Raw genomic sequence first — 19,267 nt, 5'->3', positions numbered from 1 at the left:
CAAAAAGCCGACCCTTGCAGGTCGGCTTTCTTGCCAGGCGCCGTGGCTCAGGCGAATGCCGGCTGGGCCTGCGGCAGGAACGCCGTCGGCGCTTCCTCGACGCGGTCGAAGGTGACCAGCTCGTAGGCCTCCTGGTCCGCCAGCAGCGCGCGCAGCAGCTGGTTGTTCAGGCCGTGTCCAGACTTGTTCGCCACATAGGCGCCAATCAGCGGATGGCCGACCACGTACAGGTCGCCGATCGCATCGAGGATCTTGTGGCGCACGAACTCGTCGCCGTAGCGCAGTTCTTCGTTGTTGAGCATGCGGTGCTCGTCCAGCACGATCGCGTTGTCCAGGCTGCCGCCGCGCGCCAGGCCCATCTCGCGCAAGGCTTCGACCTCATGCGCAAAGCCAAAGGTGCGGGCGCGCGCAATCTCGCGCACGTAGCTGGTGTCGGCAAAATCGATCGAGAAGGTCTGGCCGGTCTTGTCGACCGCCGGATGGCGGAAGTCGATGGTGAACGACAGCTTGAAGCCGAAGAACGGCTCCAGCCGCGCCAGCTTGTCGCCTTCGCGCACTTCCACCGGCTTCTTGACGCGGATGAAGGTCTTCGGTGCGTTCTGCTCTTCAATGCCGGCCGACTGCAGCAGGAACACGAAGGACGCGGCGCTGCCGTCCATGATCGGGATTTCCTCGGCGTCGACGTCGACATAGAGGTTGTCGATGCCCAGGCCAGCGCACGCGGACATCAGGTGCTCGACGGTGGAAACGCGCGCGCCATCCTTCTGCAGCACCGACGCCAGGCGCGTGTCGCCGATGGCCGACGCGGCCACGGGAATCTCGACGGCCTCGGGCAGGTCGACGCGGGTAAAGACAATACCGGTGCCGGCGGCCGCGGGACGCAGGGTCAGCGTGACCTTGCGGCCGGAGTGCAGGCCGATGCCAACCGTCTTCACCAAGGATTTGATCGTGCGCTGTTTGAGCATGACAGCCTCAACTATTATTAAAATCTATCGTGTTATCTTTTTGATTAAGGGATTTTACCACCACCCCAGGGGCGTTGCAGCCGGGTTTTGTTTCCGGCTGTTAACACACCCTTAACAAGTTGCGTATTATCCACGTTTACCCGAACCACTGTGTCAGCTACGCAACGCCGCCAGCACGGCCTCCGCGCTGCTGACGCGGAATTCGCCCGGGGCCTCCACGTCAAGCCGGGTCACGACGCCGTCGTCGATCACCATCGCGAAGCGCTTGGCACGCACGCCCATGCCGCGCGCGGTGAGGTCCTGATCCAGGCCCAGCGCGCGGGTCCACTCAGCGCTGCCGTCAGCCATCATCCGCACCGTGCCGGCCACCTGCTGCTCGCGCCCCCAGGCGCCCATCACAAAGGCGTCATTGACCGAGACGCACCAGACCTCGTCCACGCCGGCTTCGCGCAGTGCCGCGGCGTGCTGCACAAAACCGGGCACGTGCTTGGCCGAGCAGGTCGGTGTGAAGGCGCCGGGCAGGCCGAACACCACGATCTTGCGTCCGCGGACCAGGTCCGCCACCTTGAACGCATTGGGGCCCAGCGCGCAGCCGTTGCTTTCGGTTTCGAAAAATTCCTGCAACGTGGCGTCCGGGACGCGGGAACCGACAGTAATCATGGCTCTTGGTTTTCCTGGGGTGTCTGAAGGATAGGACGGATGCGCAGGCGCATGGGAATCGCGCCGGTGAGGGCAACCTAACGATCATAGGCGCACTGTCCGCGTTGCCAAAGCCGGATCACATCCGGTGACATTCGCATGGATTCCGATACACCTTGCGTGCGATGGCGGAGGGGCGAACCCATGTGAAAGCTTGCTTGCGGACGCACCTACAAAGACGTCCGCGCGGCGCACCTTTTGGGTGCGCCGCGCGGACGTCGATACATCCCGACCGGGGAAGGCGGGAAACCAGTCCGGGGAGGCGGCCAGCGGCACGCCCGACCCGGCGACGGGATGCGGGTGAAGCTCAGTCCGGCGCAGGCGCGGCGCCGCCAGCCGCCCGGCGGCTCACGTCAGTCCATGCAAGGCACGCGCGGATGGGGAGCGCGCGTGCATCGCTTACCAGGCGACGCGTTCCGTCAGGCGGCCGGTGGAGGCACCGATGCCGCGCCAGGCAGGCTTCAGTCTGCCTGCTTGCGCAGGAAGGCCGGGATATCGTACGTATCCACACCCTTTTCCTGCAGCGCCGCCACGTGGGCCGATGCCGACTCACGCGAGCTGCGCCACACTGCCGGCGTATCCAGGTTGCTGTAGTCCGGCGAGCTGTGCGTGGCCGCGGCCGCGCTCATGTTGGCCATCATCTGCACCGGCATGTTGTCGGTGCCGGTCTTCAGCAGCGTCATCGGCTGTTGCTTCTTGGCCGAGCGGCCCAGGCCAGTGGCCACCACGGTCACGCGCAGCGCGTCGCTCATCGAATCGTCGTACACCGTACCGAAGATCACGGTGGCATCTTCCGCGGCGTAGCTGCGGATGGTGTTCATGACTTCCTTGGTTTCCGACAGCTTCAGCGAACGGCTGGCGGTGATGTTGACCAGCACGCCGCGCGCGCCGGACAGGTCCACGCCTTCCAGCAGCGGGCTGGCCACGGCCTGCTCGGCCGCCAGGCGGGCGCGGTCCACGCCCGACACGGTGGCCGTCCCCATCATGGCCTTGCCCTGCTCGCCCATCACGGTCTTCACGTCTTCGAAGTCGACGTTCACCAGGCCGTCAACGTTGATGATCTCGGCAATGCCGGCCACCGCGTTGTGCAGCACGTCGTCGGCGCACTGGAAGCACTTGTCCATCTCCGCGTCGTCGCCCATGACTTCGAACAGCTTCTCGTTGAGCACCACGATCAGCGAGTCGACGCTCGATTCCAGCTCGCTGGAACCGTGCTCGGCCACCTTGGCGCGGCGTGCGCCTTCGAAGTCGAACGGCTTGCTGACCACGCCCACGGTCAGGATGCCCATCTCCTTGGCGACCTGCGCAACGATCGGCGCGGCGCCGGTGCCGGTGCCGCCGCCCATGCCGGCAGTGATGAAGACCATGTGCGCGCCACGCAGGGCGTCGGCAATCTGCTCGCGGGCCTGATCGGCGCAACCGCGGCCGACTTCCGGCTTGGCGCCGGCACCCAGGCCCGTATTGCCGAGTTGCAGCACGCGCGAAGCGGTCGAACGCTTGAGCGCCTGGGCGTCGGTATTCATGCAGATGAATTCGACGCCTTGTACGCCGCGGCTGATCATGTGCTGCACGGCATTGCCGCCCGCGCCGCCCACGCCAACCACCTTGATGATGGTGCCGTCCATCACTTCCGTTTCGATCATGTCAAAGTCCATCACTGCCTCCGAGAAAAATCAGTCCCCAGACGATGCGGCCTCCCCGCCGCAACCCCTGGTTTCTGAACAAGAAACCAAAAAAAGAAAACCTGAAAACTCTCACCTGACACGCAGGCCTGTCCGGTAGACCGTCCTGCCTGCGCACCGTTGCATCGTCAGCGCGTCAATTTCCGCATCGATCAGAAATTGCCGACAAACCATTCCTTCATGCGGGTCCACACCTGCTTGACCGATCCGCTCTGCACCGCCACCTTGCGCCCGCGCATGCGTTGCACGCGGCCTTCCAGCAGCAGGCCCATCACGGTCGCGTAGCGCGGGCTCTTCACCACCTCGTGCAAGTTGCCGCGGTACTCGGGCACGCCCACGCGCACGGGCTTGAGGAAGATGTCCTCGCCCAGCTCGACCATGCCCGGCATCATCGCGGTCCCACCGGTGATGACCACGCCGGACGACAACAGTTCTTCGTAACCCGACTCGCGCACCACCTGGTGCACCAGCGAGTACAGCTCTTCGATGCGCGGCTCGATCACCGCGGCCAGGGCCTGGCGGCTGAGCGTACGCGTGCCGCGGTCGCCCACGCCAGGCACTTCGATCATGTCTTCCGGATCGGCGATGGCCTGCTTGGCGATGCCGTACTGGATCTTGATGTCCTCGGCGTCGGGCGTCGGCGTGCGCAGCGCCATCGCGATATCGTTGGTGATCTGGTCGCCGGCGATGGGGATCACGGCCGTATGGCGGATCGCGCCTTCGCTGAAGATGGCGATGTCGGTGGTGCCGCCGCCAATGTCGACCAGCACCACGCCCAGTTCCTTCTCGTCCTCGGTCAGCACCGCCAGGCTCGACGCCAGCGGCTGCAGGATCAGGTCATGCACTTCCAGGCCGCAGCGGCGCACGCACTTGACGATGTTCTGCGCGGCGCTGACCGCACCGGTGACGATATGCACCTTCACTTCCAGCCGGATGCCGCTCATGCCGATGGGCTCGCGCACGTCTTCCTGGCCGTCGATGATGAATTCCTGCGTCAGGATGTGCAGGATCTGCTGGTCGGTCGGGATATTGACCGCCTTGGCGGTCTCGATCACGCGCGCCACGTCGGTCTGCGTGACCTCCTTGTCCTTGATCGCCACCATGCCGCTGGAGTTGAAGCTGCGGATATGGCTGCCGGCAATGCCGGTGAAGACCTCCGAAATCTTGCAGTCGGCCATCAGTTCGGCCTCTTCCAGCGCCTTCTGGATCGACTGCACGGTGGCCTCGATGTTGACCACGACCCCTTTCTTCAGACCCTTGGACTCAGACTGGCCCATCCCGATCACCTCGTAGCTGCCGTCGGGGCGCAGTTCCGCCACCACGGCCGCCACCTTCGAGGTGCCGATATCGAGACCGACCAACAGGTCCTTGTATTCCTTGCTCATCGGGTTTTCTCCGCGTTCTTGCTCTTCAGTCGCGTCGGATTGTTGTTGGAAGTACCTGAAACCGTTGCTGTCGCCGCCGCCCTGGGCGCGTTCGCGGCTTTCGCCTTCGCCGCTTTCTCGGCCTTCTCGGCCCGCACCGCCGCCGCGATCTGCGCCTCGGTCAGGAAGCGCGCGTTGGCGGCGCGGATGGCAAAGCCGTTGGGATAGCGCAGGTCCGCGTACTCGATCTGGCTGCCCCATTGCTGGGTGACCTGCGGCCAGGCCGCGACGAAGCGGCGCACGCGCTGGTCCATCGCCGTGCGGTCCTCGTCGTTCTGCTCGCGGCCCAGCTCGAGCTCCATGCCGTTGGACAAGCGCGCGCGCCAGGCGTAGCGCCCGGACAGCGCCACCGCCAGCGGCTCGGCCTTGAGCGGCTTGAACCACTGGCGCATCACCTCGAGCTTCTCGATCACGTCGCCTTCGCTGTCGGGCGGCCCGTCCAGTGCCAGCAGCTGCGCGTCTTCTTCCGCCTCGGCGGTGTTGGCGACAAAGATCTCGCCATAGGTATTGATCAGGCGGCCGCTGTCGGGCGAGCCCCAGGTGCCGAGCGCCTCGTGTTCCTCGACCTCGACCGCCAGGCCGTTGGGCCATTCGCGGCGCACGCTGGCGCGCCGCACCCACGGCACCGACTCGAAGGCCTGGCGCGCCGCGTTGAGGTCCAGCGTGAAGAAGTTGCCGGTCAGCTTGCCCAGCGCGCTGGCGCGCACGCTGGGCGCGTTCACGTGGCGCAGGCCGCCGCCGTCGATCGGCCCGATCTCGACGTGGGTGATGGCGAACACCGGCCGCTGCGCCAGCCACAGCAGGCCCGCCGCGAGCGCCATCAGCGCCACCACCGCATACAGCGTGGAGGCGATCAGGTTGAGCAGGCGTGCGTTATGCCACATGGTCCGGTGCGGTCCTGTCGGGTTGGGTTATTCGGGTTTCCAATGCTCGTTGGGATGAAGGTCCAGCGCGGCGGCGGCGACCACCTGCAGCACGAAGTCCTCGTAGCTGATGCCGACCGCGCGCGCCGCCATCGGCACCAGCGAATGGCCGGTCATGCCGGGCGAGGTATTCATCTCGAGCAGGAAAGGCGTGCCGTCGGCGCGCAGCATCACGTCGGCGCGCGCCCAGCCGCGGCAGCCCAGCACGCGGTAGGCCTGCACCGCCAGCGCCTGGACCTGCCGTTCGACTTCGGCATCCAGGCCCGACGGGCACAAGTACTGGGTATCGTCAGTAAAGTACTTATTTTGATAGTCGTAGTTAGCCTCGGGCGCGACGATGCGGATCACCGGCAGCGCTTCGGCGGTGTCGCCCTCCCCCACTACCGGGCAGGTCAGCTCGGCGCCGTCGATGAAAGTCTCGGCGATGACGTCGTTGTCCAGCGCCGCAGCCTTGTCGAAAGCTGCGCGCATCTGGTCCGCCGCGATGACCTTGGTCAGGCCGATCGACGAGCCTTCGCGCGCCGGCTTGACGATCAGCGGCAGGCCCAGCTCGGCCGCCACGGCGTCAAAGTCGGTGTCCGCATGCAGCATGGCGAAGCGCGGCGTGGCCAGCGCGTGCGTCATCCACAGGCGCTTGGTGGCCTGCTTGTCCATGGCCAGCGCCGATGCCAGTACGCCGCTGCCGGTGTACGGCACGCCCAGTTGCTCGAGCAGGCCCTGGATGGTGCCGTCCTCGCCGTAGCGGCCATGCAGCGCAATGAAGACGCGGTCGAAGCCGGCCGCGGCCAGCTCGGCCACGCCCTGCAGGCCGGGGTCGAAGCCGTGCGCGTCCACGCCGCGCGACTGCAGCGCGGCCAGCACGCCGTGGCCGGACATCAGCGAGATCTCGCGCTCGGCCGAGCGCCCGCCCAGCAGCACGCCAACCTTGCCCAGCGACCTGGGATCGATATTGGGATGGGCGACGAAGCTCATGCCTGGCTCCCTTGCAGCGGTTGCTGGTGCGACACCAGTTGCCCCGGCACGCCGCCGATCGAGCCCGCGCCCATGGTCACGACCACATCGCCGGGCCGTACGGCATTCAGGATGGCCTGCGGCATCTCTTCCATCTGCTCCACGAATACAGGTTCGACCTTGCCGGCCACGCGCAGCGCGCGCGTCAGCGCCCGGCCATCGGCGGCGACGATCGGCGCCTCGCCGGCGGCATAGACTTCGGCCAGCAGCAGGGCATCGACCGTGCCCAGCACCTTGACGAAGTCCTCAAAGCAATCGCGCGTGCGGGTAAAGCGGTGCGGCTGGAACGCCAGCACCAGCCGGCGGCCCGGGAACGCACCGCGTGCGGCGGCCAGCGTAGCGGCCATCTCCACCGGATGGTGGCCGTAGTCGTCCACCAGCGTGAAGGTGCCGGCGCCATCGGGCGTAGCCACTTCGCCGTAGCGCTGGAAGCGGCGGCCGACCCCGTGGAATTCGCGCAGCGCCTTGACGATGGCGGCGTCGGGCACTTCCAGCTCGGTAGCGATGGCGATCGCCGCCAGCGCGTTCTGCACGTTATGCAGGCCGGGCAGGTTCAGCACGATCTCCAGCGGCGGCTCGGCATGGTGGTTGAGCTGGCGCAGCACCGTGAAATGCATCTGGCCGTCGACCGCACGCGCATCCACGGCACGGATCTGCGCATCTTCGGCAAAGCCGTAGCGCACCACCGGCTTGGACACGAACGGCAGGATCTCGCGCACGTTGGGGTCATCGACGCACAGCACCGCGATGCCGTAGAACGGCAGCCGCTGGGTGAATTCGATGAACGCCTGCTTGAGCCGCGCAAAGTCGTGCCCGTAGGTGTCCATGTGGTCGGCATCGATATTGGTGATGACCTCGATGACCGGGAACAGGTTCAGGAACGAGGCGTCCGACTCGTCGGCCTCGGCCACGATGAAATCGCCGGTGCCCAGGCGCGCATTGGCGCCGGCCGAGTTCAGCCGGCCGCCGATGACGAAGGTGGGGTCGAGCCCGCCTTCGGCCAGCACCGATGCCACCAGGCTGGTGGTGGTGGTCTTGCCGTGCGTGCCGGCGATGGCCACGCCCTGCTTCAGCCGCATCAGCTCGGCCAGCATCACCGCGCGCGGCACCACCGGGATGCGCTGGCTGCGCGCGGCCAGCACTTCGGGGTTGTCGCCGCTGACCGCGGTCGACACCACCACCGCGTTGGCGCCGCGCACGTTGGCGGCGTCATGGCCGTGCATGACGGTGGCGCCCAGCGACGCCAGGCGCCGCGTGGCGGCGTTGTTGCCCACGTCCGAGCCCGAGACCTTGTATCCCAGGTTCAGCAGGACCTCGGCGATGCCGCTCATGCCGGCGCCGCCGATGCCCACGAAGTGGAGGTTCTTGACGATATGCTTCATGCGATTGCTGCTTGTATAGGCTTCAGTCCCTGGCCAGCTGACGGCAGATCTCGGCGACGCGCCGGGTTGCCTCAGGTTTGGCCAGTCCGCGCGCCAGGCGCGCCATGTCTTTCAGCTGCGGCCGGGTCAGGCTGGCAAGCGTGCGCGCCAGGCCCTCGGCCGTCAGGTCTTTTTGCTGCACGAGCAGGGCCGCGCCCTGGCTCGACAAAAACTGTGCGTTGGTGGTCTGGTGGTCGTCCACCGCGTGCGGGAACGGCACGAACAGCGCCGCCACCCCCGCCGCGGCCACTTCCGACACCGTCATCGCGCCGGCCCGGCAGATCACCAGGTCCGCGTCGGCATAGGCCTGGGCCATGTCGTCGATGAACGGCAACGTCTGCGCCGGCACCTGTGCCGCCGCGTAGTTGGCGCGCAGCGTATCGATCTGCTTCGCGCCCGCCTGGTGCGTCACCACCGGGCGCTCGGCCGCCGGCAATAGCGCGATGGCCTTGGGCACCACCTCATTGAGCGCGGCGGCGCCCAGGCTGCCGCCCACCACCAGGATGCGCAGCGGGCCGTCGCGCTGGTCGTAGCGCGCCTCCGGGGCGTCCAGTTGCGCCAGTTCCTCACGTACCGGGTTGCCGGTCCATTCGCTGCCGGGCAGCGCACCGGGAAACGCGCACAGCACGCGGTCAGCCACCTTGGCCAGCACCTTGTTGGCCAGGCCGGCGATCGAATTCTGCTCGTGCAGCACCAGCGGCCGCCCCAGCAGCGAGGCCATCATGCCGGCCGGGAAAGTGATATAGCCGCCCATGCCCAGCACCACGCTCGGGCGCACCCGGCGCAGCGCGGCGAGGCTCTGCCAGAATGCGCGCAGCAGGTTCAGCGGCAGCAGGAACTTGGTCACCAGCCCCTTGCCGCGCAGCCCGCCGAACTGGATGAACTCCATCGGGATATCGTGCTTCGGCACCAGCGTGGCTTCCATGCCGGTGCGGTTGCCCAGCCACACCACATTCCAGCCCTGCGCGCGCAGCGCCTGCGCGACCGCCAGCCCGGGGAATACATGTCCCCCGGTGCCACCGGCCATCACGAGCAGCGTGCGCGGCTGCGTCATACCTTCCCTCCGCGCATCAACACACGGTTTTCATAGTCAATGCGCAGCAGGATCGCCAGCGCCACGCAGTTCATCAGGATGCCCGAGCCGCCATAGCTGACCAGCGGCAGCGTCAGCCCCTTGGTCGGCAGCAGGCCCAGGTTCACGCCCATGTTGATAAAGGTCTGCCAGCCGATCCAGACGCCGATGCCCTTGGCCACCAGACCGGCAAAGGTGCGGTCCAGCTGCAGCGCGGTGCGGCCGATGTTGAAGGCTCGCCGCACCAGCCAGTAGAACAGTACGATCACCACCAGCACGCCGATAAAGCCGAATTCCTCGCCGATCACGGCGAGGATAAAGTCGGTATGCGCTTCGGGCAGGTAGTGCAGTTTTTCGATGCTGCCGCCCAGCCCCACGCCGGCCCATTCGCCGCGACCGAAGGCGATCAGCGAGTGCGTGAGCTGGTAGGCCTTGCCCAGCGCGTTGCTCTCTTCCCATGGGTTCAGATAGGCAAAGATGCGCTCGCGCCGCCACGGCGACGCCGTGATCAGCAGCGCGAACGCGCCGATCGCCACCCCGACCAGCCCGGCAAACAATTTGCCGTTGATGCCGCCCAGGAACAGGATGCCCATGGCCACCGCGGCGATCACCAGGAACGCGCCCATGTCAGGCTCCAGCAGCAGCAGCATGCCCACCACCACCACCGCCACGCCCATTGGCAGGAAGCCCTTGGACACGGTCTGCATCCACTCCTGCTTGCGCACGGTGTAGTTGGCGGCATACAGCACCACCGCCAGCTTCATCAGTTCGGACGGCTGGAAGTTCATCACGCCCAGCGGAATCCAGCGCCGCGCGCCGTTCACGCCCTTGCCGACGAACGGCACCAGCACGATCACCAGCAGGATCAGCGCGAAGATAAAGAGCTTGGGCGCGTACCGGTCCCATACCTTGACCGGCACCTGGAACGCGGCCAGGCCGACCGACAGCCCGATTCCCAGCGCGAACGCATGGCGCAGCAGGAAGTGGCTTTCGCGATAGTTGGCGTAGCGCGGCGAGTCCGGCAGCGCAATCGAGGCCGAGTAGACCATCACCAGGCCGAGCGCAAGCAGCACGATCGAGACCCACAGCATGGGCTGGTCGTACTCCATCATGCGCGAGCGGGTCGGCTTGACGCCCGACACCGCGTCGCGCAGGCCGCCCCAGGCATTGCCGATGGTGGCGCCGATAAAACCGCTGCGCTTGACCTGTGCGTCGTTCATGGCAGGATCCCCCGGGACAGGGCCAGTTCTTCCACCGCGCCGCGGAACACCTCGGCGCGGTGCACGTAGTTGCGGAACATGTCGAGGCTGGCGCACGCCGGCGACAGCAGCACCGCATCGCCCGCTTGCGCCAGCCCGGCGGCCTGCGTCACCGCCTGTTCCAGCGTGGCGGCGTCGACCAGGCTGGCGCCGCTGCCCTGCAGCGCCTCGCGCAGCTCAGCCGCGGCGCGGCCGATCAGCACCACCGCGCGCGCGTACTGCGCCACCGGCGCGGCCAGCGGCGAGAAATCCTGGCCCTTGCCCTCGCCCCCGGCGATCAGCACCACGCGCTTGTCCAAACCCGACAGCGCGGCCATGGTGGCGCCGACGTTGGTGCCCTTGCTGTCGTCGAAGTACTCGACGTCGTCGATGGTGGCGACCCACTCGACGCGGTGCGGCTCGCCGCGGTACTCGCGCAGGCCGTGCAGCAGCGCGTTCATCGGCAGGTCGATGGCGCGGCACAGCGCCAACGCGGCCATCGCGTTGGTGGCGTTGTGCATGCCGCGGATATGCAGCGCGTCGGCCGGCATCAGCCGCTTGTGGCGTACCGGCACCGCTTCCGGGGCGGCCTCGGCGGCCTTGCGGCGGCGCGGCTTGCCCTCCCCTTCCGCGTCGGGATCCGGCTCGGCCAGCACCAGCCAGGGCATGCCGCCCTCGCGCAGGATGCCAAAGCTGCCCGGCACTTCGGGCAGATCGATGCCGAAGGTCACGGGGCGCGAGCCGGGGCGTGCCATGTCCAGCGTCAGGCGGTCGTTGCGGTTCAGCACCTGCACGCAATCGTTGCCGGCCGGGCCGAAGATGCGCGCCTTGGACGCGGCATAGGCTTCCATCGAGCCGTGCCAGTCGAGGTGGTCCTGCGTCACGTTGAGCACGGTGGCGGCATGCGGCGCCAGCGTATGAGTGGTTTCCAGCTGGAAGCTCGACAGCTCGAGCACCCACACCTCAGGCAGCGACGCCGTGGCGATGCAGGCCGACAGCTTGTCCAGCGCCGACGGGCTGATATTGCCCGCCACTGCCACGCTCTTGCCGGCGCGCTCGACCAGGCGGCCGGTCAGCGCGGTGGTGGTGGTCTTGCCGTTGGTGCCCGTGATCGCCAGCAGCTTCGGCGCATAACCGGACTGGGCTTCGAGGTGACGCAGCGCGCGCACGAACAGCTCGATCTCGCCCCACACCGGGATTCCGCGCGCCTGCGCCGCGGCCAGTAGCGCAGCGGTGGCGGGTTCCAGCGGCGACAGGCCGGGGCTGATCGCCACCAGGCCGATGCCGTCGAGCAGGCTCTCGGCGAACGGGCCGCCGACGAATTCGGCCGAAGTCAGTTCGGCCTGCAGGAAGACAAGGTTGGCGGGCGCCTCGCGCGTGTCGGCCACGCGCAGCGCGCAGCCGTTCAGGCCACACCAGCGCGCCATGGCCAGCCCCGACTCACCGAGGCCCAGTACCAGCACATGAGGTTTTTGCAGCTCGCCGAACACTTCGATTTCCTGCCCTTGGTTCCTGTATCTCTATAAAGCGCGCCGCGGGTCTCACCCCCGGCGCAACCATCAACGCAGCTTCAGCGTCGACAACCCGATCAGCACCAGCAGCATGGTGACGATCCAGAAGCGCACCGTGACCTGCGTTTCCTTCCAGCCGCCCAGTTCAAAATGGTGATGCAGCGGCGCCATCCGGAACAGCCGCCGGCCTTCGCCATAGCGGCGCTTGGTGATCTTGAACCACGTGACCTGCGCCATCACCGACAGCGTTTCGACCACGAAGATGCCGCCCATCACGAACAGCACGATCTCCTGGCGCACGATCACCGCCACCGTGCCCAGCGCGCCGCCCAGCGCCAGCGCGCCGACATCGCCCATGAACACCTGCGCCGGGTGCGCGTTGAACCAGAGGAAGGCCAGCCCCGCCCCACCCAGCGCCGAGCAGAAGATCAGCAGCTCGCCCGCGCCCGGGATATGCGGGAACAGCAGGTATTTGCTGTAGACCGCGTTGCCCATCACATACGCGAACACGCCCAGCCCGCCGCCCACCAGCACCACCGGCATGATCACCAGGCCGTCCAGGCCGTCGGTCAGGTTGACGGCGTTGCTCGAGCCCACGATCACCAGGTAGGTCAGCACGATGAAGCCGGCCACGCCGAGCGGGTAGCTGATCTCCTTGAAGAAGGGCACGATCAGGTTGGACTTGTACGGCATGTCCAGCGACAGCCCGCCCTCGACCCAGTTCAGGAACAGTTCCCAGACCCGCACGTTGCTGCTCTCGGACACCGAGAACGCCAGGTAGACCGCGGCCACCAGGCCGATCAGCGTCTGCCAGAAGAACTTCTCGCGGCTCGACATGCCGCGCGGGTCGCGATACACCACCTTGCGGTAGTCGTCGACCCAGCCGATCGCGCCATAGCCGAACGTGACCAGCATCACCACCCAGATAAAGCGGTTGCCCCAGTCGCACCACAGCAGCGTCGACACCGCGATCGACACCAGCACCAGCACGCCGCCCATGGTGGGCGTGCCGGACTTGACCAGGTGCGTCTGCGGGCCGATGGTGCGCACCGCCTGGCCGACCTTCAGCTCGGTCAGCTTGCGGATCACCCACGGACCGAACGCCAGGCCGATCACCAGCGCGGTGACGTTGGCCATCACCGCGCGGAAAGTCAGGTAGTTGACGACCCGGAGGAAGCTGTAGTCGTTTTGCAGCCACTGGGCCAGAGCCAATAACATCGTGTTGTCTTATTTAGTGTGCGGAAGTGTCTGCGACCAGCGCCGCGACCATCCGTTCCATGCGCATGAAGCGCGATCCCTTCACCAGCACGGCGCCCGCTTGCGCCACCATGCCCCCGCTGTCTTCCTCCAGTGCCTTCACCAGGGCTTCGGCGCTGCCGAAATGCCGGGCGCCCGCACCGAACGCCTGCACCGCATGCACCGCCAGCGGGCCCGTGGCCCACAGCGTGTCGATGCCGCGCGCCCTGGCGTAGGTGCCGATCTCGTCGTGGAACGCCGGCCCCTGGTCGCCCACTTCGCCCATGTCGCCCAGCACCAGCACGCGCGGCGCGGCAAAGCCGGCCAGCACGTCGATGGCGGCGCGCATCGAATCGGGGTTGGCGTTATAGGTGTCGTCGATCACTATCGTGCCGGCCGGCGTGTACTTGACCTGCAGCCGGCCCTTCACCGCCTTGAAGCCGGCCAGGCCCGACTGGATCGCCGGCACATGCACGCCCGCGGCGAGCGCGCAGGCAATGGCCGCCAGCGCGTTGCGCACGTTGTGCTGGCCGAGCAGCGCCAGCCGCACCTCGAAGGCATGGCCCGGCGCGCGCACCTGCATCACCTGCACGCCATCGACCAGGTCCACGTTGGCATGCACCTCGGCCTGCTGTGAGGTGCCGAACGACAGCGCACGGCGCGTGCCCGCGGCCGCGCGCCACACCGGGGCGTAGGCGCCGCCGCTTTCCGCGTCGAGCGGGAACACTGCCACGCCGTCGGCCGGCAGCGCCGCGATCGCGGCGGCGTGCTCGTGCGCCACGGCTTCCACGCTGACCATGAACTCCTGGTGCTCGCGCTGCGCGTTGGTGATTACCGCCACGGTAGGCTGGGCGATGCCGGCCAGGTAGACCGTTTCGCCCGGATGGTTCATGCCGAGCTCCAGCACCGCCAGCTGGTGCGTCGCGCGCAGGCGCAGCACCGTCAGCGGCAGGCCGATATCGTTGTTCAGGTTGCCGCCGGTGGCCAGGCGCTGGTCTTCGCCCACCGCCGCGGCAAAGATCGCCGCGATCATTTCCTTGACCGTGGTCTTGCCATTGCTGCCGGTCACCGCCACCGCCGGCAGCGTGAACTGGCGGCGCCAGCCGGCGCCCAGCTCGCCCAGCGCGATACGCGTGTCCGGCGCGACGATGGCCGGCACCGCGGCATCGACCGCGCGGCTCACCAGCACCGCGGCGGCGCCGCGCGCCACCACGTCGGCGATGAAGTCGTGCGCGTCGAAACGCTCGCCTTGCAGGGCCACGAACAGGTCGCCGGGCTCGACGCTGCGGCTGTCGGTATGCACGCGCGCGAACGGCACGGCGCCGTCGCCGGAAATGCGCGCGCCGGCGATCCAGCCGGCGGCTTGCTGCAAGGTGGTCATGGGGGGCTGGCTCATGCCGATACTCCGCGCGTGGCCAGTGCCAGGCGTACGTGTTCGCGATCCGAGAACGGTCGCTTGCGGCCCTGGATCTCCTGGGTGGCCTCATGGCCCTTGCCCGCCACCAGCACCACGTCGGCCGGCGCCGCGTGCCGGATGGCATAGAGGATGGCGGCGGCGCGGTCTTCGATCTGGCGGCCGCGCGCGCGCTCGGCCATGCCGTCGGCAATCGCGTCCAGGATGTCCTGTGGGTCTTCGCTGCGCGGGTTGTCGCTGGTCAGCACGACCTCGTCGGCCAGGCGCTCGGCCACCGCGCCCATCAGCGGGCGCTTGATCGGGTCGCGGTCACCGCCGCAGCCGAACACGCACCACAGGCGGCCATTGCGTGCCTGCGCCACCGGGCGCAGCGCGGCCAGCGTCTGCGCCAGCGCGTCGGGCGTGTGCGCGTAGTCGACCACGGCCAAGGGCGCCTGCGCGGCGTCGTGGCCGCTGCCCGCGCCGAACAGTTCCATGCGCCCTTCCACCGGCGCCAGCCCGCGCAGCGCGGCAATCGCCGCGTCCCACGCCACGCCGTTGGCCAGCGCTGCGCCCAGCACGGCCAGCAGGTTGCTGACATTGAAGGCGCCGATCATCGGCGTGGCCATGTCGGCGCTACCGAAGCTGCCGTCGATATGGAAGGCCGTGCCGGTTGCCGTGGCGCGCACGTCGGTGGCACGCAGCCATTCGCCGCGCGGGCGGCGCACCGTGGCGGCGGCGGGGCCGTCGATGCCGTATTCGATCACGTGCGGCGCGGCGATGGCGGCGGCGTCGGCCGCCAGCAGGCGCTGGCCCATGGCGTCGTCGCGGTTGATCACCGCGGTGCGCAGGCCGTCCCAGCGGAACAAGCGCGCCTTGGCGGCCTCGTACTCGGCCATCGAGCCGTGGTAGTCGAGGTGGTCCTGGGTCAGGTTGGTCAGCACCGCCACCGAGAAATGGGTGCCGGCCACGCGCTCCTGCTCGAGGCCGTGCGAGGATACTTCCATCGCCACGGCGCGCGCGCCAGCGTCGTGCAGCGTGGCCAGGCTGGCCTGCAGCTGCACCGCGTCGGGCGTGGTGAAGCCGGTTGCCCGCAACGCGTCCGGGAAGCCGGTGCCGAGCGTGCCGATGGCCGCGCAGGGCGTGCCGGCGGCCTGCAGCACCCGCGCCAGCCACTGGCTGCACGAGGTCTTGCCGTTGGTGCCGGTGATGCCGGTCACGGCCAGGCCGCGCGCCGGGTTGCCGTGCCAGCCGGCGGCGATCGGGCCCGCCAGCTGGTGCAGGCGGCTTACGGCCAGGTGCGGCACGACGTCGCCGTAGGGCCAGTCGTAGCCATCGGCCTCATAGACCACGGCACCGGCGCCGGCAGCGATCGCCTGCGCGATATAAGGCCGGCCGTCGGTGGCCAGGCGCGCGTTGCCGAGCACGTAGGCGAAGAACACATCGCCGCGCGCCAGGCGCCGGGTATCGCCGCTGAGCTGCGCGGAAGGGGCCACGTTGGTACGCAGCCAGGCCAGCGCGTTGCTGGCCTGGGCGGTGACCTCGAGGGGGAGCAGGGGCTTGGCCGTCATCGGGTCGATCTCATTGGGTCGAGCTCCACGGTTCGCTTTCCTGCACCTTGTCGCTGACCACCAGCTGGCGGATCGGCGAATCGGGCTGGACGTTCAGGGCGCGCAGCGTGCCGCCGGTGATGGCCGCGAAGGCCGGGCCGGCCACCAGGCCGCCGTAGTGGCTGCCGGCAGTGGGCTCGTCCACGCTCACGGCGACGATGATGCGCGGGTTGGACATCGGCGCCAGGCCGATGAACGAGGCGCGGTACTTGCTGCGGTTATAGCCGCGCCCTTCATGCTTGTAGGCGGTGCCGGTCTTGCCGCCGACGCGGTAGCCCATCACCTGCGCCTCGGGCGCGGTGCCGCCGGGCGCGGTCACGGTTTCCATCATCGCGCGCACGTCGCGCGCCACCTGCGGCGACAGGATGCGCTCGCCGGTGGCGGGGCCGTTGGTGCGGAACATCGTGACCGGGATCAGCTCGCCGTCATGCGCGAAAATGGTGTAGGCATGCGCCATCTGGAATAGCGACACCGACAGGCCGTAGCCATACGACATGGTCGCCTGTTCGATCGGGCGCCAGCTCTTGTACGGGCGCACGCGCCCCGCCACCGCGCCCGGGAAGCCGATCTTGGGCGCCTGTCCCAGGCCGATGCTGGTGTACATGTCCCACAATTCCTGCGGCTTCATCAGCATCGCGATCTTGGTCGTGCCGATGTTGGACGACTTCTGGATCACGCCGCTCACCGTCAGGGCCCCGTAATTGTGGGTATCGCTGATGGTGGCGCCTTCGAAGTTGTACTTGCCGGTGGTGGTGATCACCGTCGACGGCGTCACCCGCTTGAGCTGCAGCGCGAGGCCGACGGTGATCGGCTTCATCATCGAACCCGGCTCGAAGGTGTCGGTCAGCACACGGTTGCGCAGCTGTTCGCCCGACAGCCGGGTACGGTCGTTGGGGTTGTAGGTGGGCCAGTTGGCCAGCGCCAGCACCTCGCCGGTCTGGGCGTCGAGCACCACCGCGCTGGCGGCCTTGGCCTTGTGCTTGTCGACCACGGCCTTGAGTTCGTTATAGGCCAGGTACTGGATCTTGGCGTCGATCGACAGCTGGATGTCCTCGCCGTCGCGTGGGGTCTTGAGCACGCCGACGTCCTCGACCACGCGGCCGAGCCGATCCTTGATCACCTGGCGCGCGCCGGCGCGGCCGGCCAGGCCGTTCTCGCGCGCCAGCTCGACGCCTTCCTGGCCACGGTCCTCCACGTTGGTGAAGCCGACGATATGCGCCATCGCCTCCCCTTCCGGGTAGAAGCGCTTGTATTCGCGGGTCTGGTGGATGCCTTCGATCTTCAGCGCGGCGATCTTGTCGGCGACGTCGGGCAGCACCTGGCGCTTCAGGTAGACAAAGCCCTTGTCCTCGGACAGCTTCTTGCCCAGGTCTTTCTCGGACATGCCGAGCAGCCTGGCCAGCTGGCGGATCTTGGCGGCCTCGACCTGGTTGGGCACGTCCTCGGGCACCGCCCAGATCGCCTTGACGGGCAGGCTGGTGGCCAGCACCAGGCCGTTGCGGTCGAGGATCTTGCCGCGCGTGGCCGGCAGTTCCAGCGTGCGCTGGAAGCGCTTCTTGCCCTCGGCCTCGTAGAACTGGTTGCCGGGCCCCTGGATCCAGGCCGCGCGTACCGCCAGCGCAACAAACGCGGCGAACATCAGGAACACCACCAGCTTGGAGCGCCACATCGGCAGGCGCAGGCCCAGCACCGGGCTGGCCGCGAACTGGCCGCTGCGCGGGCGCGAGGCGGTGCCGTTGCGGTCACGGCGGGGCGGGTTGGGGCGGGCCATGCTCATCAGCGCGCCTCCGCTGCGCTGGCCGGCGCGGACGGTGCCGGCGGCAGCACGATGCCGGACAGGTACTGGGTCTTGCCGGGATTGACCGGCGCCATCTTCAGCTGCGCGCGCGCCGCATCGGCGATGCGCGCGCTCTTGCCCAGCGCGCTCTGCTGGTATTGCAGGCGCGACCAGTCGATATCGAGTTGCTTTTCTTCCGCCTGCGCGCGCTCAAGCGCGACGAACAGCGTGCGCGCCTGGTGCTGCGCGCTCACCAGCGACAGCGCGCACAGGATCAGCGCGGCGAGCAGGAAGAAGGTCAGGCGGTTCATGCGCGCGCCCCTGCGCCGGCGGCCGGCGCGAGCTTCTCGGCCACGCGCATTACCGCCGAGCGCGCGCGCGGGTTGGCGGCCACCTCTGCGGCGCCCGGCTTGTAGCGGCCGAGCAGGCGCAGCGTCGGCTGCGGCAGGTCGGCCGCGCGCAGCGGCGCGCGGCGCAGCGCCGGGTCGGCATCCTGCTGGGGACGGGCGTGCGCCGCCATGAACCGCTTGACGATGCGGTCCTCCAGCGAGTGGAAGCTGATCACCACCAGGCGCCCTCCGACCTGCAGCAATTCATAAGCTGCCTTCAGCCCTCTTTCGAGGTCCTCAAGCTCTTGATTGATGTGAATCCGTAGAGCCTGAAAGGTGCGGGTCGCAGGGTCCTGACCCTTCTCGCGTGTTTTGACGGCTTTCGCCACGAGCGCGGCAAGGTCGGCAGTAGTGGCGATGGGTCCGCCATCGCCGGATTCGCTCCGGCGAGCAACAATCGCCTTTGCAATCTGTACAGCAAACCGTTCTTCCCCATAGTCTCGTATCACCCTGGCAATGTCCTGCTCTTCCGCCTGCGCCAGCCACTGGGCGGCAGTGATGCCGCGCGTGGTGTCCATGCGCATGTCCAGCGGGCCCTCGAAACGAAAGGAAAACCCCCTCGCCGCCTCATCGATCTGGGGCGAGCTGATCCCCAGGTCGAGCAGCACGCCGGCGACGTGGCCGCGCCCCGACAGGCGCTCGGCCATGGCCGCAAAGCTGACGTGCTCAATGGAGAAGCGGGCATCCTTGATGGTGCCCGCTTCTGCGATTGCTGCTGGGTCCTTGTCAAACGCAACCAGGGCCCCGTCTGGCCCCAGCCGGGCCAGCACCGCCCGGCTGTGCCCTCCCCTGCCGAAGGTGCCGTCGACATAGACCCCGTCGGGCCGCCAGACCAGAGCGTCGACGGCCTCGTCCAGCAGCACGGTGCGATGGTGCAGGGCGGGGGTTGCCGGGGTTCCGGTAGGACTCATGACCT

General features: G+C 68.0%; 16 protein-coding genes. All 16 read right to left on the bottom strand.

Going from position 1 to position 19,267, the window contains the following annotated elements:
- Positions 1–47: 47 nt before the first annotated feature.
- The 16 genes from lpxC to rsmH all read right to left on the bottom strand — a co-directional run bounded on the left by lpxC (position 48) and on the right by rsmH (position 19,262).
- Positions 48–965 (bottom strand): UDP-3-O-acyl-N-acetylglucosamine deacetylase, encoded by a 918-nt coding sequence (gene lpxC, locus E5S69_RS27700; RefSeq protein ID WP_171517657.1) that lies wholly within the window; start codon positions 963–965, stop codon positions 48–50.
- A gap of 153 nt (positions 966–1,118) precedes the next feature.
- Positions 1,119–1,625, bottom strand: a complete 507-nt coding sequence (locus E5S69_RS27695) for a peroxiredoxin (RefSeq protein WP_171517656.1) — start codon at positions 1,623–1,625, stop codon at positions 1,119–1,121.
- A 500-nt stretch (positions 1,626–2,125) separates the two neighbouring features.
- Positions 2,126–3,319 carry a cell division protein FtsZ gene (ftsZ, locus tag E5S69_RS27690; RefSeq protein ID WP_018310619.1) on the bottom strand — a complete coding sequence of 398 codons (1,194 nt, stop codon included), beginning with the start codon at positions 3,317–3,319 and terminating at the stop codon, positions 2,126–2,128.
- A 179-nt stretch (positions 3,320–3,498) separates the two neighbouring features.
- A complete protein-coding gene (gene ftsA, locus E5S69_RS27685) occupies positions 3,499–4,731 on the bottom strand; it encodes a cell division protein FtsA (RefSeq protein ID WP_012353950.1) in 1,233 nt (410 codons plus the stop codon).
- Complete coding sequence (locus E5S69_RS27680) at positions 4,728–5,654, bottom strand: cell division protein FtsQ/DivIB (RefSeq protein ID WP_171517655.1); 927 nt, start codon at positions 5,652–5,654, stop codon at positions 4,728–4,730. The genes ftsA and E5S69_RS27680 overlap by 4 nt, the downstream gene beginning before the upstream one ends.
- 27 nt (positions 5,655–5,681) lie before the next feature.
- Entirely contained in the window at positions 5,682–6,665 is a 984-nt protein-coding gene (locus E5S69_RS27675) for a D-alanine--D-alanine ligase (RefSeq protein WP_171517654.1), read from the bottom strand.
- Complete coding sequence (gene murC / locus E5S69_RS27670) at positions 6,662–8,086, bottom strand: UDP-N-acetylmuramate--L-alanine ligase (protein WP_171517653.1); 1,425 nt, start codon at positions 8,084–8,086, stop codon at positions 6,662–6,664. Before murC ends, E5S69_RS27675 begins: the two co-directional genes overlap by 4 nt.
- 22 nt (positions 8,087–8,108) lie before the next feature.
- Complete coding sequence (gene murG, locus E5S69_RS27665; protein WP_171517652.1) at positions 8,109–9,179, bottom strand: undecaprenyldiphospho-muramoylpentapeptide beta-N-acetylglucosaminyltransferase; 1,071 nt, start codon at positions 9,177–9,179, stop codon at positions 8,109–8,111.
- Complete coding sequence (gene ftsW, locus E5S69_RS27660; protein ID WP_171517651.1) at positions 9,176–10,417, bottom strand: putative lipid II flippase FtsW; 1,242 nt, start codon at positions 10,415–10,417, stop codon at positions 9,176–9,178. Before ftsW ends, murG begins: the two co-directional genes overlap by 4 nt.
- On the bottom strand, positions 10,414–11,925 hold the full coding sequence (gene murD / locus E5S69_RS27655; RefSeq protein ID WP_171517650.1) for a UDP-N-acetylmuramoyl-L-alanine--D-glutamate ligase: 1,512 nt from the start codon (positions 11,923–11,925) through the stop codon (positions 10,414–10,416). Before murD ends, ftsW begins: the two co-directional genes overlap by 4 nt.
- Positions 11,926–11,994: 69 nt before the next feature.
- Positions 11,995–13,164, bottom strand: coding sequence for a phospho-N-acetylmuramoyl-pentapeptide-transferase (gene mraY, locus E5S69_RS27650; protein WP_018006233.1), 1,170 nt, complete (start codon positions 13,162–13,164; stop codon positions 11,995–11,997).
- A gap of 13 nt (positions 13,165–13,177) precedes the next feature.
- Complete coding sequence (locus tag E5S69_RS27645; RefSeq protein WP_171517649.1) at positions 13,178–14,578, bottom strand: UDP-N-acetylmuramoyl-tripeptide--D-alanyl-D-alanine ligase; 1,401 nt, start codon at positions 14,576–14,578, stop codon at positions 13,178–13,180.
- Positions 14,575–16,146 (bottom strand): UDP-N-acetylmuramoyl-L-alanyl-D-glutamate--2,6-diaminopimelate ligase, encoded by a 1,572-nt coding sequence (locus tag E5S69_RS27640; RefSeq protein ID WP_171517648.1) that lies wholly within the window; start codon positions 16,144–16,146, stop codon positions 14,575–14,577. The genes E5S69_RS27645 and E5S69_RS27640 overlap by 4 nt, the downstream gene beginning before the upstream one ends.
- Before the next feature lie 10 nt (positions 16,147–16,156).
- Positions 16,157–17,962, bottom strand: a complete 1,806-nt coding sequence (locus E5S69_RS27635) for a peptidoglycan D,D-transpeptidase FtsI family protein (RefSeq protein WP_171517647.1) — start codon at positions 17,960–17,962, stop codon at positions 16,157–16,159.
- Entirely contained in the window at positions 17,962–18,273 is a 312-nt protein-coding gene (ftsL, locus tag E5S69_RS27630; protein WP_092306196.1) for a cell division protein FtsL, read from the bottom strand. Before ftsL ends, E5S69_RS27635 begins: the two co-directional genes overlap by 1 nt.
- Positions 18,270–19,262 carry a 16S rRNA (cytosine(1402)-N(4))-methyltransferase RsmH gene (gene rsmH, locus E5S69_RS27625; RefSeq protein WP_171517646.1) on the bottom strand — a complete coding sequence of 331 codons (993 nt, stop codon included), beginning with the start codon at positions 19,260–19,262 and terminating at the stop codon, positions 18,270–18,272. Before rsmH ends, ftsL begins: the two co-directional genes overlap by 4 nt.
- Positions 19,263–19,267 lie beyond the last annotated feature (5 nt).

It is taken from the genome of Cupriavidus necator (assembly GCF_013141915.1).
GTDB lineage: Bacteria > Pseudomonadota > Gammaproteobacteria > Burkholderiales > Burkholderiaceae > Cupriavidus > Cupriavidus necator_B.
This window is presented reverse-complemented; position numbering and strand designations above follow the sequence as displayed.

What these genes read in the sequence shown, in the direction of transcription:
- murG (WP_171517652.1), bottom strand. Translation starts at nt 9,179, where the DNA reads ATGACGCAGCCGCGCACGCTGCTCGTGATGGCCGGTGGCACCGGGGGA.
- E5S69_RS27680 (WP_171517655.1), bottom strand. Translation starts at nt 5,654, where the DNA reads ATGTGGCATAACGCACGCCTGCTCAACCTGATCGCCTCCACGCTGTAT.
- E5S69_RS27675 (WP_171517654.1), bottom strand. Translation starts at nt 6,665, where the DNA reads ATGAGCTTCGTCGCCCATCCCAATATCGATCCCAGGTCGCTGGGCAAG.
- E5S69_RS27695 (WP_171517656.1), bottom strand. Translation starts at nt 1,625, where the DNA reads ATGATTACTGTCGGTTCCCGCGTCCCGGACGCCACGTTGCAGGAATTT.
- ftsW (WP_171517651.1), bottom strand. Translation starts at nt 10,417, where the DNA reads ATGAACGACGCACAGGTCAAGCGCAGCGGTTTTATCGGCGCCACCATC.
- ftsL (WP_092306196.1), bottom strand. Translation starts at nt 18,273, where the DNA reads ATGAACCGCCTGACCTTCTTCCTGCTCGCCGCGCTGATCCTGTGCGCG.
- lpxC (WP_171517657.1), bottom strand. Translation starts at nt 965, where the DNA reads ATGCTCAAACAGCGCACGATCAAATCCTTGGTGAAGACGGTTGGCATC.
- ftsZ (WP_018310619.1), bottom strand. Translation starts at nt 3,319, where the DNA reads ATGGACTTTGACATGATCGAAACGGAAGTGATGGACGGCACCATCATC.
- E5S69_RS27635 (WP_171517647.1), bottom strand. Translation starts at nt 17,962, where the DNA reads ATGAGCATGGCCCGCCCCAACCCGCCCCGCCGTGACCGCAACGGCACC.
- E5S69_RS27645 (WP_171517649.1), bottom strand. Translation starts at nt 14,578, where the DNA reads ATGAGCCAGCCCCCCATGACCACCTTGCAGCAAGCCGCCGGCTGGATC.
- ftsA (WP_012353950.1), bottom strand. Translation starts at nt 4,731, where the DNA reads ATGAGCAAGGAATACAAGGACCTGTTGGTCGGTCTCGATATCGGCACC.
- murC (WP_171517653.1), bottom strand. Translation starts at nt 8,086, where the DNA reads ATGAAGCATATCGTCAAGAACCTCCACTTCGTGGGCATCGGCGGCGCC.
- mraY (WP_018006233.1), bottom strand. Translation starts at nt 13,164, where the DNA reads ATGTTATTGGCTCTGGCCCAGTGGCTGCAAAACGACTACAGCTTCCTC.
- E5S69_RS27640 (WP_171517648.1), bottom strand. Translation starts at nt 16,146, where the DNA reads ATGACGGCCAAGCCCCTGCTCCCCCTCGAGGTCACCGCCCAGGCCAGC.
- rsmH (WP_171517646.1), bottom strand. Translation starts at nt 19,262, where the DNA reads ATGAGTCCTACCGGAACCCCGGCAACCCCCGCCCTGCACCATCGCACC.